Source organism: Pseudomonas sp. EggHat1, from assembly GCF_014892995.1.
Lineage (GTDB): Bacteria > Pseudomonadota > Gammaproteobacteria > Pseudomonadales > Pseudomonadaceae > Aquipseudomonas > Aquipseudomonas chaetocerotis.
In genome coordinates this window covers 212,746-224,690 of sequence record NZ_JACKQK010000008.1, presented here as the reverse complement: position 1 = coordinate 224,690, position 11,945 = coordinate 212,746, and the positions used below count along the sequence as shown (strand labels likewise).

Annotated in this window: 15 protein-coding genes; 7 read left to right on the top strand and 8 right to left on the bottom strand. The window is 63.8% G+C overall.

The annotated features are described in order from the left end of the window. Positions 1-233: 233 nt before the first annotated feature. Complete coding sequence (locus INS93_RS15080) at positions 234-530, bottom strand: putative quinol monooxygenase (protein WP_192983425.1); 297 nt, start codon at positions 528-530, stop codon at positions 234-236. A 152-nt stretch (positions 531-682) separates the two neighbouring features. Between INS93_RS15080 and INS93_RS15075 the strand changes: the two genes are divergently transcribed. Further along, positions 683-1,270 (top strand): NAD(P)H-dependent oxidoreductase, encoded by a 588-nt coding sequence (locus INS93_RS15075; protein ID WP_192983422.1) that lies wholly within the window; start codon positions 683-685, stop codon positions 1,268-1,270. A 9-nt stretch (positions 1,271-1,279) separates the two neighbouring features. On the opposite strand, the gene INS93_RS15070 is transcribed toward INS93_RS15075, so the two are convergent. After that, complete coding sequence (locus INS93_RS15070; RefSeq protein WP_192983419.1) at positions 1,280-2,140, bottom strand: CAP domain-containing protein; 861 nt, start codon at positions 2,138-2,140, stop codon at positions 1,280-1,282. 184 nt (positions 2,141-2,324) lie between these two features. On the opposite strand from INS93_RS15070, the gene INS93_RS15065 reads away from it, so the two are divergent. Beyond that, positions 2,325-3,365, top strand: coding sequence for a GGDEF domain-containing protein (locus tag INS93_RS15065; RefSeq protein ID WP_192983416.1), 1,041 nt, complete (start codon positions 2,325-2,327; stop codon positions 3,363-3,365). Between the two features lie 11 nt (positions 3,366-3,376). Here INS93_RS15065 and INS93_RS15060 read toward each other — a convergent pair whose 3' ends face one another. Both INS93_RS15060 and INS93_RS15055 read right to left on the bottom strand, forming a co-directional pair. Next, on the bottom strand, positions 3,377-3,826 hold the full coding sequence (locus INS93_RS15060; protein WP_192983413.1) for a hypothetical protein: 450 nt from the start codon (positions 3,824-3,826) through the stop codon (positions 3,377-3,379). Between the two features lie 135 nt (positions 3,827-3,961). Next, the gene (locus INS93_RS15055) at positions 3,962-4,303 is read right to left on the bottom strand and encodes a hypothetical protein (RefSeq protein ID WP_160017398.1); all 342 of its coding nucleotides are present in this window, start codon (positions 4,301-4,303) and stop codon (positions 3,962-3,964) included. Positions 4,304-4,470: 167 nt separating this feature from the next. Between INS93_RS15055 and INS93_RS15050 the strand changes: the two genes are divergently transcribed. Further along, positions 4,471-4,752, top strand: coding sequence for a peptidylprolyl isomerase (locus INS93_RS15050; protein WP_003462270.1), 282 nt, complete (start codon positions 4,471-4,473; stop codon positions 4,750-4,752). A gap of 229 nt (positions 4,753-4,981) precedes the next feature. On the opposite strand, the gene INS93_RS15045 is transcribed toward INS93_RS15050, so the two are convergent. Beyond that, a complete protein-coding gene (locus INS93_RS15045; protein WP_192983410.1) occupies positions 4,982-5,875 on the bottom strand; it encodes an EamA family transporter in 894 nt (297 codons plus the stop codon). 140 nt (positions 5,876-6,015) lie between these two features. Here INS93_RS15045 and INS93_RS15040 point away from each other — a divergent pair, with 140 nt between their 5' ends. Next, on the top strand, positions 6,016-6,750 hold the full coding sequence (locus INS93_RS15040; RefSeq protein ID WP_192983407.1) for a sulfite exporter TauE/SafE family protein: 735 nt from the start codon (positions 6,016-6,018) through the stop codon (positions 6,748-6,750). 94 nt (positions 6,751-6,844) lie between these two features. On the opposite strand, the gene INS93_RS15035 is transcribed toward INS93_RS15040, so the two are convergent. Together INS93_RS15035 and INS93_RS15030 are read right to left on the bottom strand one after the other, a co-directional pair. Continuing rightward, positions 6,845-7,885 (bottom strand): DUF1176 domain-containing protein, encoded by a 1,041-nt coding sequence (locus tag INS93_RS15035; RefSeq protein WP_192983404.1) that lies wholly within the window; start codon positions 7,883-7,885, stop codon positions 6,845-6,847. Positions 7,886-7,954: 69 nt separating this feature from the next. Next, positions 7,955-8,662 carry an NADPH-dependent F420 reductase gene (locus INS93_RS15030; RefSeq protein ID WP_192983401.1) on the bottom strand — a complete coding sequence of 236 codons (708 nt, stop codon included), beginning with the start codon at positions 8,660-8,662 and terminating at the stop codon, positions 7,955-7,957. A gap of 511 nt (positions 8,663-9,173) precedes the next feature. Here INS93_RS15030 and INS93_RS15025 point away from each other — a divergent pair. From INS93_RS15025 to INS93_RS15015, 3 genes are all read left to right on the top strand, one after another. Next, positions 9,174-9,875 carry a YebC/PmpR family DNA-binding transcriptional regulator gene (locus tag INS93_RS15025; RefSeq protein ID WP_192983398.1) on the top strand — a complete coding sequence of 234 codons (702 nt, stop codon included), beginning with the start codon at positions 9,174-9,176 and terminating at the stop codon, positions 9,873-9,875. Between the two features lie 135 nt (positions 9,876-10,010). Continuing rightward, a complete protein-coding gene (locus tag INS93_RS15020) occupies positions 10,011-10,418 on the top strand; it encodes an NUDIX hydrolase (RefSeq protein WP_192983395.1) in 408 nt (135 codons plus the stop codon). A 143-nt stretch (positions 10,419-10,561) separates the two neighbouring features. Next, entirely contained in the window at positions 10,562-10,891 is a 330-nt protein-coding gene (locus INS93_RS15015; protein ID WP_192983392.1) for a DUF2025 family protein, read from the top strand. A gap of 143 nt (positions 10,892-11,034) precedes the next feature. On the opposite strand, the gene INS93_RS15010 is transcribed toward INS93_RS15015, so the two are convergent. Next, on the bottom strand, positions 11,035-11,940 hold the full coding sequence (locus INS93_RS15010; protein WP_192983389.1) for an FHA domain-containing protein: 906 nt from the start codon (positions 11,938-11,940) through the stop codon (positions 11,035-11,037). Positions 11,941-11,945: the final 5 nt, after the last annotated feature.

Here is an 11,945-nt window from a genome sequence, read left to right as displayed (position 1 = left end):
CCGCCAACAGAACAAATTCACGCCTTATCGACATAGTGCTGCGCTCCGGCCACGGCATCACTCGATCTCCCGATTCGATGAACTCCGTAAGCCTAAATGCGTTACCTATGTCTCCCGACACCCGTTACCTATGTCCCCCGGCTGAACACACGGCGCACCCTACAGCAGCAACACGCTCCGTAGGCTGTCGCGGGGCCGCCAAGGTCGTGCGCACCGGGTTTTCAGCGACTCACTCAACGGGCCGGGCTGAGCATCTCGATTTCACGAATCTCGACATCACGACGCAGGTAGTCCATGCGCGTGTCGTGAAACGCGCGCATGTGTGGCAGGGCCGTATGCTCGGCAAACGCCTCCCGTGACGCCCACACCTCGTAGAAGATGAACAGCGTTGGGTCCTGCGCGTCGCGCAGCATGTGATATTCGATGCAGCCGAGCTCGGCGCGACTGGGTTCGACGTAAGCACGGAACAGTTGCTCGAAGGCCTCGGCCTGTTCGGGTCTGGTGTGGGCGTGAAGGATGAAGCCGTACATGGAGCAGGTTCCTCGATGCGGGAAGATGCCCCACCATAATGCAGTATTCGACAAGCCTTTCATGACTTTCAGTCAATAATCATTTGACCGTTCCGGGGTGTTTCGCACGCGCAGGACTGGATAACCTGCCGCCACATTTTTGGAGAACCCCCATGAAAAAGATCCTCCTGCTCAACGGCGGCAAAGCCTTTGCCCACTCCCACGGCCAGTACAACAGCACCCTGCATGACGCAGCGCTGGCCTTTCTCGACCGCGCCGGCTTCGACGTCAAGACCACCTTCATCGACGGCGGCTACGACGTGGAAGAAGAAGTGCAGAAATTCCTTTGGGCCGACGTGGTGATCTACCAGATGCCCGGTTGGTGGATGGGCGCACCCTGGACGGTGAAGAAGTACCTCGACGAGGTGTTCACCGCCGGTCACGGCAGCCTCTATGCCAGCGACGGCCGTACCCGTTCCGACGCCTCGCAGAAGTACGGCAGCGGCGGCCTGATCCAGGGCAAGCAGTACATGCTGTCGCTGACCTGGAACGCCCCGGTGCAGGCCTTCGAGGACCCGACCGATTTCTTCGAAGGCAAAGGCGTGGACGCGGTGTACTTCCCCTTCCACAAGGCCAACGAATTCCTCGGCATGAGCAGCCTGCCCACTTTCATCTGCAACGACGTGATGAAGGTGCCGAACATCGAGCGCGACGTGGTGCGCTACGAGCAGCACCTGGCCCAGGTATTCGGCGTCGCCTGAGCCACTGGCTCATTGCCCGCCGAACAGCGCCGTCCAGTAGATGCCAGCATCGCTCTGCGGGTCGTTGGCGTAGGCAGCGCCTAGTTCGCTGAACGCCGGATTCATGATGTTGGCGCAGTGCCCGGAGCTGGCCAGCCAGCCCTCGACCACCTTGGCGGTGCTATCCAGAGCCGCCGCGATGTTCTCGCCAACCTTGCTACCGCTGTAACCCGCCAGCTCCGCGCGGTCACCCGGCGTCAGGCCGTCACGCCCCTGGTGGGCGAAGAAGTTGCCATTGGCCATGGCCCGACTGTGGCTCTCGGCAGCGTTGCCCAGCTCGGCGTTCCATACCAGCGGCGCGGCAGCGGCAAAGCGCTGGTCACCGCATTGGCGCGCCTCGGCGCGGGCCGAGTTGATCAGCAGCAGCAGACTTTCCCCCTCGGTCTGCCAGGTTTGCAGGCGCGCACTGAGCAGCGGCCGTGCAAGCACGATGCGCCAGTCACGATCCTGCTGGCTGACACCGATGTCGATGAATTGCGGATCGAGCAACACACGACAGAAACTCTCGCTCAAGGCCTGCATGGCCGCCTGCGCATTGCGCGGGCCGGAGAGCGTGATGGCTTGTACGTTGACCAACGGATAACCGGCCGCGCTCAGCGAATCCTGCAGATCCGCGGTGCCATTGGCAGGCAGGATCAGACGTGGGTCGTTGGTCAACGGTGGCAGTGGCTCGGAGGCCTGCACGCCGCAGCGTTGCACCTCGCTGCGATAGCTGTTGATCGTCTCGATCAGCGCAAGGTCCTCAGCGGCCTGAGCCGCGCCCCAAAAGCCCATCAGCAGCAGCGCCAACAGGCAGCGTTGCCATCCCCATATGCCCTTTGTTGTTGTCATACCGTCCTCTCCCAACTAACGTCGTGATTCTGACGCAATTTCCGGCGCAGGATCATGGCCGGTTTCCTGGTCCCATCGAACGCCCGCATGCACTGGCATCGCGGCCGAACGGCAGGGTTCCTGCATGACGCCATCTGCCGTCATCGAACAATTTGCGCACTTGCCTCTCCCGCTGAGAACACTGATGCCCGGTTACTTCGCCAAGAACGAACAACATCGTCGCCTGGTCCTCAAGGCCTTGCTATGGATCACCTTGAGCGGTGGTTTGTTCTTCTCCGTGGTCAATCTGCTGCACGACAACTGGCTGCTGGCCGGTCTGGAGATCGGCTACGCCGCTGTGTCGCTGTATCTGCTGACCATCGTCGACCGAACGCACAACTTGCAGCTATTGACCGCGGTTTACCTGCTGCCGTTCTTCAGCATCATGATTTTGGCGCTGGCTCAGACCCACACCACCTTCGCGGTGTTCGCCTGGATACAGTCGATTCCGATCATCTGCTATCTGCTGCTGGGGCTGCGTCTGGGCATGTACGGCTCGGTGCTGTTCGTCGGCATCGGCCTGTTCGTCTTCAGCCGGCGGTTTGCCTCTGATCAATTGCTGCAAAACATCGAGATCATCGCCAATCTTGGCCTGGCCAGCCTGGCAGTGATGATTTTTGCGCATATCTACGAGCGCAGCCGCCTCCTCAACGAGCAGCGTCTGACCGATCAGGCGACCACAGATTCCCTGACCGGTCTGCCAAACCGGCTGAAGCTGGCCGAGGTATTCGAGCGCGAGCGTGCCCATGCGCTGCGCAATGGCACGCCGCTTTCGCTGGTATTCGTCGATATCGATCACTTCAAGCAGATCAACGACCGCTTCGGCCACGAGGTCGGCGACCGCGCCCTGGTTCACTTCGCCACGGTGCTGGCGCAGCGTTTGCGGGTCAACGATCTGTTCTGCCGCCTGGGCGGCGAGGAGTTTGCCGTGCTGCTGCCAGGCAGCACGGCGACGCAAGCTCGAGAAATCGCCGAGAGCCTGCGCGAACGCCTGGCGGCACAGCCGCTGGCGGTGGATGAGACCACGCTGCGCATGACACTGAGCGCCGGCGTGGCCTGCTTCGGGGTGGACGGGCAATCACTGGACGAGCTGATGCTGGCGGCGGACAGGCGCACCTATGCGGCCAAACGCGCCGGGCGTAACCGGGTGATCACCCGAGAGGACGTAGAGCCCGTTCTGAGCTGAACAGGTGCGGATCAGACGTAGATGCTGACCCCACCCTTCTCCTGCAGCCACTGACGGTAGGTCTCCAGCGAGTCGGTCTGCTGGTCGCCGTTGTAGCCGGAGATGCGCACGCTGCCCTCCATGCCGGCATCCACCATCTTCTGTACCTGCGCCAGCAGCGAGGCGGCATCGTCGCGATCGAGTTGCATCACGTCCGGCAATTGAATCACCGAAGGGGTCGCCGGCTGGCTGTCGCCAGTGGGCTGCACGGCATTGCCGGGTTGCGCCGCGCCGCCATTCATCGCACGCAACAGTCCGCCATCACTGCGCGCCACCACCTGCAGGGCGAAACGCCGCAGGTCGGCCAGCGGGTCCTGACTGACCTGGTCGCCGGTGTCGCCACTGCCTGCGCTCGAGCGATTGTTGAGCTGACTGCCGTAGTAGCTGAGCATGGCAGGCATGCTGTTGTTGATACTGGTCATGAGGCCTCCGCGAAATCCGTTCGCCTCATGCAAAGCAGATTCCGGGCCAGCCACTGCAGGCCCGTCATTACGCGGGTTGCGCATCCATTCGCGGCAGCGGCTTGCCACCGCGGGGCAAGGTTTTGCCTGTGCCGGTCAACCCAACAGGTCGACCATCACCGCATTGCTGTAGATCAGGCAGCCATCTTCGGCACTGTAGCCGACCAGATGAAACTGGCCCCGCCCCTCCTCGCCGCCGATGTATACGCGCCATTTGCATTCGCTCAGCGGGCCGAAGCCGTCCGGCATGACCAGCTCCAGCGTCTGCATGTCGGCGTCGATCATGGTGTCTCTGAGCCCGCTGTGTTGCAGCTCTTCCTCAGCCCGTTCCAGGCGCAAGTGCTCCGCCTCGCTGACATGGAACTGCAGGGTACCGATGGGGATGGATTTGCTGTCATTGTCGGCCTTACGCCAACCGTCGATGCTCAGGGTGTTCATCTGCACGTCTCCTCAGTGAAACCCGAGTTCAGGGCACATGCCCACTTACAGAAAATGGGACAAGCCAGACTCCGAGGCGACTCCTGAGAAATGGACGAACGGCCTACCGTTTGCTTGTCGAGACGATTGCGCTAGGCTCTGCACCTTCATTGATAGGAGGTACTCCCATGGCCCGCGCCACTGCCCGCCACATCCTGGTTGCCAGCGAAGACAAGTGCAACGAACTGAAAGCCGCCATCGAAGGCGGTGCCGACTTCGCCCAACTGGCCAAAGACAATTCTTCCTGCCCGTCCGGCCGCAGCGGCGGCGATCTGGGCTCGTTCGGCCCCGGTCAGATGGTCAAGGAATTCGACACCGTCGTCTTCAGCGCGCCGGTCGGCGTGGTACAGGGCCCGGTGAAGACCCAGTTCGGCTACCACCTGCTGGAAGTCACCAGCCGCCAGGACTGACCTGACTAGACCGAAGAGTCGCCAGCGCGGCTCTTCGGTTCACGTACCCCGCTCGTGACAGCAGCGCTCATCCGGTTCAGCATCTCGTGACGCCTTGTCGGCTCGCGTCGGCGCCAGCTATCGAGCAAACGCCCGCAAGACTGAGCCAGTCGTTGTAGGGTGCGCCGTGCGCACCAAGGCTCCAGGCAGTATCAGGGCACGATTCAGAAAGCGGCGCGCACAGCGCACCCTACCGCAGCGTCGGCTCGCGCTGACGCCAGCTATCGAGCAAACGTCCGCCCCAGACGTTGATCAGCAGCCCGGCCATGACCAACGCCGCACCGACCATCTGCAGACTGCCAAGGCGCTCGCCGAGCAACAGTGCCGAGGAGCTGATACCCACCACCGGCACCAGCAGCGAGAACGGCGCCACCTGGCTGGCTGGATAACGCGACAGCAAGCGGCTCCAAAGCCCGTAGCCGAGAATGGTGGCGCCGAACGCCAGGTAAGCCAGCACCAGCAGTGAGTCCAGGCTGAGCGTGCGCAGCGACTGACCAATCAGCTCCGGCCCTTCCAGCCACAGCGACAGGGCCAGAAATGGCAGCGGTGGAATCAGGCTGCCCCAGACCACCAGGCCGACCAGATTGACCCTGCCCAGCTTGCGCGTCACCACGTTGCCCAGCGCCCACATCGAGGCCGCCGCAATGGTCAGGGCGAAGCCCGCCAGGGTCATCGCCTGCCCGCCCTGCAGACCGATCAATACCAGACCGCTGGCCGCCACCAGCAAACCGAACAGGTTACTGCGACGCAGCCGCTCGCCAAGAAACAGCGCGGCGAAGAACAGGGTGAAGAACGCCTGCGACTGCAGCACCAGCGACGCCAGGCCAGCCGGCATGCCGACGTACATGGCATAGAAGAGAAAGGCGAACTGCCCCACTGAAATGGTCATGCCATAGGCCAGCATCCAGCGCAGCGGCACCTGCGGCCGTCGCACGAAGAGGATCGCCGGAAAGGCTGCGAGCATGAAGCGCAGAGCGCCCATCAGCATCGGCGGCATGCCATGCAGGCCGACCTTGATCACCACGAAGTTCAGCCCCCAGACGACGATCACCAGCAGCGCCAGCAGCAGATCCTTGGGTGTCATGAGCACAAACCTCAGGTTGAGTGAGCCGGCATTAGAGCAGCCTCCCCCCAACAGCAGAAAGACACAGAGGCCGAGGAAAAAAGCCACACAGCCACTGGCGGCTGCTAACCTGCGCGCCTCCGTAGCGTTACGCCAAACCCATGACTCTGCACGATTTCCTTTTGTTCGCCCTGCCGGCAGTGTTTCTCACCGGGCTGTCCAAGGGCGGCTTCGGCGGCGCCCTGGGCGGCATCGCCGTGCCATTGCTGGCACTGGCCACCTCGCCGAAACAGGCGGTGGCAGTGATGCTGCCGATTCTCTGCCTGGCCGATGTGGTGGGCCTGAAGGCCTACTGGGGCAAGTGGGATATGGCCAATCTCAAGGTCATGCTGCCGGGTGCAGTGATCGGCATCGCCATCGGCTCGATGACCTTCGGTTTGTTCGACGAACGCGCCATCGGCCTGCTGATAGGCGCCATCGCCATCACCTTCGTCGGGCTCGGCCTGGTGGTTGGTAACCAGGCGCCACGCCCGCTGCACAAAGGGCGCGGCACACTGCTGTCGAGCCTGGCCGGCTTCACCAGCTTCGTCGCCCACGCGGGCGGCCCGCCGGTGATGATGCACCTGCTGCCGCAGCAAATGGACAAGGTGCGCTTCGTCGCCACCATCAACCTGTTCTTCCTGCTGACCAACGCCGCCAAGCTGTTCCCGTACGCGGCGCTGGGCCAGTTCACCGAGGAAAACCTGCTGCTGAGCCTGATGCTCGCGCCCATCGTGCCGCTGGGCGTATGGAGCGGCCTGTGGCTGCAATCGCGCGTCAACCACCTGTGGTTCTACCGTATCGCGCGGTTGGGCATTCTCATGGCGGGTGTGCAACTGATCTGGCGCTACCTATAGATCCCCCGCCCGTAGGGTGCGCCTTACGCACCGCTTCCTGGATCGTGACCCGATACTGCCTGAAGCCCTGGTGCGCCCAACTACCCACGCCGGTTCAGGGCTCGATCACCCGCCACAGCTGCGGCCACTCGCCGGGGTTACGCCCCGCACAGCGGTTCAGGAAGCTGAACGAGGCCAACTGAAAACGCTCGCCATCGAAGCGCCAACTACCCGACTCGCCGCAATCGGCAATGCCACGCCCCTTGTGCAGGTAAGCCAGCTCGCCTGTCTGCGGCTGATAACTGACCCAGCCGGATAACCCATCGTGCCCCAACGGCAGCGGATCGATCTGCATGTCCTGCTCTACATACGGCGACTGACGGCTGACGCGATAGACCGCGAAATCGCAGTTGTAGGCCGCACACCAGGTACGAATGATGACCAACGCCTCGCGCTCGTTGAGCGCGAAGGCCTCGGCCTCAGGCTCGTCTGTCATGCCCTCCTCGAACCACTGGCTGCGAGTCGCGGCCATCAGGTGCCGGGCGATGTCATGCTGTTCGACTTCGCTCAGTGGTGCAACGCCAGGATAGGCACGCAGACGTGGCGCCTGCGGCGGCGCCGGCACCTCGCTGTCAGGGCGCGTACCCGACCGGTACAACGCCGTGCGGGTATCCATCCGCCCCTGCACGGCATCCATGAGCAGCAATGCGGCGGACAGCCCACTGAGCGACACCACCGCCTGGTGCTCGCCATCGCCTGCCATACGCAGCTGCGCACCATTACGCAACTCGGCCAGCACAACCTGGGCATCGGCCCCCTCGGCCGCCAGCAGTGTTTCACCATCCTCGTCCACCAGGCGCAGGCGCCCGGCACTGGATAATGCGTGACCATCGAGCTGCAGCGGTGCATATCCACCTCGCCCGGCATGGTGCAGCGACAACGCCAACGGCGCCTGCGCACCCGCAGCACGCTGCAGATGAAGACTCAATGGCGTGTAATCAAAGCCTTGCGTGGCACTCAGCGCCTGGCATGCCCGCAGGTTGTCGCAGGCGATCACCCAGTCCTTGATTTCCCGGTACAGCGGCACCTGCTCGGGTGCTGCCTGGACCATTCCCGCCGCCAGCAGCAGAGCCGAGATCAGCATCCGACGCGACATGAACAACTCCTTTTGATGATTGCGCAGGGCCGTCATGTTCCCTGGCCCGAGCAAGCCAGGCAAGCGCCATCACAACCCCAGCAATTCGCGCAGCTCACGCGCGGTGGGCATGCGCGCCGACACGCCGCTGTTAAAGTCGAAGGACTTGGCACTGGACAACGGTCCGACGATCACCGGGTCGAAGCCGGCATCCGTCACCAGACGCGCCGCCACCTCCAGCGCCGCCTCGTCATCCGCGGCCAGCGGGATGGCCAGCTTCTCGCCGCTGCGATGGGCCTGGCTACGCAGGTTGTGCGCAGAGATGGCATTGAACGCGCGCACCAGGCGCACGCCCGGCAGAAACTGCTGCGAGGCCAATCCGGCGCCCATCTTGACCGCCTCCTCGGCCATCGGCCCGTCGCGTCCCGGACGGGGATTACCAGCGTCCAGCACCACCTTGCCAGCCAGCTCAGAGGCGTAGTCGCGCCCGACCTGCGGCGTCGCGCCATAGGGTACGGCCAGCAGAATCCCCTCGCCAAAGGCCGCCGCCTCACGCGGGGTGCCGACGCGGGCACGCTCGCCCAGCTCATCGGCCAGCGGCTGCAGACGTTCGGGATTGCGCGAGGAAATCATCACCTCATGCCCCGCTTCGACCCACAATCGCGCCAGCGTGCCGCCAATATTGCCGGTGCCGATGATGCCGATACGCAAGGCGTCCGCGTGTGCCAGCACTGGGGCGCCGCCCAGCAATACCAGCAGGCCGAGCGCGGCGGCGAAACGCTGAAGTAAACGGGGCATGGTGAGTTCCTCGAGCGAGTGACGACGAAGACCAAGCATAGAAAAACCGAACAGCGTGACGACCCACGATTCGCAACAGAGTGTTGCCCGCCAGCTATGCTTGAAAGGCGATATTGCATTGCAGTCGGCTACAGGGGCCGAGGAGGTGGCAGTGACCCGAACGCATCCCCCCAGTCAATGAACTGCTTCCCGGAGACGCGACCATGAGCAAAAGCATGGATTCACACAAAGAAGGCAAGAAGAAACCGCTGAAAACGGCGCATGAGAAACGCATGGCCAAGCGCGAGAAAAAGCACGGCCAGACCCTGCTCGGCAGCCACTCACCGGACGCCTGAGCTCCAGCCTGCCGGCGCAGCCTCGCTGCGTCGGCCCTCCCCTGCCGCAAAAACACCATCCGGGAAATTGCGCGTGCCGCCGGCGCCGCAAGGCACTAGAATCCGCAGCCTAAGTGATCGTCCGGCCGCCCCTGCGCGCCGCGACACCCTCTCACCTATCGGCCAGGAGACCCCAGATGGGCGCCCAGTGGAAAGCCAAACCCAAAGAAGCCGCCGCCAATGCCCGAGGCAAGATCTTCGGCAAGCTGGTGAAGGAAATCATGCTCGCCGCGCGTAACGGCGCTGACCCGGACATGAACCCCAAGCTGCGCCTGGCCGTGCACCAGGCCAAGAAAGCCTCGATGCCCAAGGACACCCTGGATCGCGCCATCAAGAAAGGCGCCGGTCTGTCCGGTGAAGTGATCAACTACGAGCGCACCCAGTACGAGGGCTTCGCCCCGCATCAGGTACCAGTGATCGTCGAGTGCCTGACCGACAACGTCAACCGCACCGTGGCCGAGATCCGTGTGCTGTTTCGCAAGGGCCAGCTCGGTGCATCCGGCTCGGTCAGCTGGGACTTCGACCACGTTGGTCTGATCGAAGCCAGCAGCGAAGAGGGTTCCGACCCGGAACTGGCCGCCATCGAAGCCGGTGCCCAGGACTTCGTGCCCGATGACGAGGGCTCGACCCTGTTCATCACCGATCCGACCGACCTCGACGCCGTGTGCAAGGCACTGCCGGAGCAGGGTTTCACCGTCAACTCGGCCAAGCTCGGCTACCGCCCGAAAAACCCGGTAAGCAGCCTGACGCCGGAGCAGATGGAAGAAGTCGAAGCCTTCCTCGAAGCCATCGACGGCCACGATGACGTGCAGAACGTTTACGTCGGCCTGGCCGGCTGATGTTCGCCGGGCGCCCTGATCCGGCGCCCTATCAGGCAGGGCTTCCAGCCCCGTAGGCGCACCGCCCCGCGGCGAGGCTTGGCAACTTGCGTTGTCCGGTTTCGCCAGAGACGCCACCAGCTCAGTGCTTGCCCCATGAAAACCACCCTGCATATCGCCGCCGCCTGCCTGTTCGACGCACGAGGTCGTCTGTTGCTCGTGCGCAAGCGCAACACCCGATTCTTCATGCTGCCAGGTGGCAAGCGTGAACCGGGCGAAGACGCGCTGTCGGCGCTCGCGCGTGAGCTTTATGAAGAGCTGGAGCTGCAACTTCAGGCCGGTGCACTGCGACCGCTCGGCCAGTTCCAGGCGCCCGCCGCCAACGAGGCCGATACCTGGGTGCAGGCAGACATCTATCGCGCCGCCCTGCCCCACGCGGTGCAGCCGGCCGCCGAGCTGGAAGAGCTGCGCTGGCTCGATACCACCTTGCCCCTGCCCGATGACCTGGCCCCGCTGCTGCGTGATCAGGTGCTGCCGGCTCTGCAACGCCAGCCGTTCCTGTAGGGCTGGCGCCAGCGACATCAAAGACCGCTCCCGGCCGTTTCTTGATCCACGACAACGCGGGTGACAATGCCAGCGATTAGGCTGCGCCGATAACCAGAACCATTCGTTTTGCGTGCAAACCCCACAGGACTCCGAGGTTTGCCATGAGTATCAGCTCAGCCCATATCTGCCAGGCCGCCGACCAGTTGCAGGGCTTCGTCGGCTTCAATGCCAAGACCGGCCAGTACCTGCTGCGTTTTTCCGAAGACAGCTTCGGCCTCGACGTGCCGGCCGAAACCATCACCCCTACCTGCGAATACGTGTGGAGCAGCGCCGAAGGCGAACTGATGCGCCTGGATCGCCAGCGCCTGGCCTGGCTGCAGGAACAGCGCATCGATGACCGGGTCAACCTCAGCGAACCGCTGCGCATTTACCTGCGCCGCAGCGACCTGCCGGAGATCCGTGCGGAGCGGCGACGCCTGATGCCGGCCTGAGATTCAGCGTGTTTCGAGGCATTCGGTGCGCACCAACCCACCGGGACCACAACGGCGGGGTACCCCCGCCCTACGACACGACCGCTACCCCGTAGGGCGGGTGCAACCCGCCATGCCGGTTCTATCGGGCGACGCGCCCCGCCTCAGCCCAATAGCCGCATCGCGACAGCGCCAAGGCCAACGCCGATCAGCAGCAGTACGATCCCACCCAGCCACAGCTTGCCCGCACTGTTCGCAGGCGCCACGACAACGGGCGCGGGTTTGGCCTGAGCTGCTCGCAGTGGATTGGCCGCCGCCGACGCAGCCTTGGCACTGGCGCGCGCCGCCTGCGGCACCGGGGCGATCTGCGTGGCGCCGCCACCTGCAACCTTGGCAGCCAGCGCAGGCGGCAGGTCCGTCACGCGCATGAACTGGGTGGCATCCTCGTCGGGCGCATCGCTTACGCTCACCTTCGGCCCGATCACCAGCAGCGTCACCGTGCCCATCTTCAACTGATCGCCCGGTTGCAGCACGGCGGTCCTGACCTTCTGCTGGTTGACCAGCACGCCGTTGGCCGAGGCAAGGTCCTTGACCTCCAGCACGTCGTCCTTGAGAAAGAACTCGCAATGCCGGCGCGACAGTTCCAGATCGCTGAAGCACAACTCGCACTTGCTCGAACGGCCGAAGGTCATCGAGCCGTGGACATGAAACTTGCGCCCCTGGTGTTCGCCCTGGATCACCTGCAGAAACCAGCGCGGCGCCGCGGCCTCGGGCCTGGCCACACTTTTCGCCGGATCGACCAGTTGCAGTTCGACGGCGCCCAGGCGCAGGCGATCGCCATCGCGCAGCTGAAAACGGGTACCGACGCGCTGGTCGTTGACCCAGGTGGCGCCCTGCCCGGCATCGCTGAGGTAGTAGTAGCCGTGATCCTGACGGATCTCGGCGTGGAAGCTGGCGATTCCGGCATCGCCGAGCACCAGTTGGTTACGGCTGTCCTGGCCGATGGTCAGGCGCTCGTCGGTCAGCCAGACCGGCGCTTGGCGGTTATCCAGGAACTGCAGTCTGAGCATCGTGG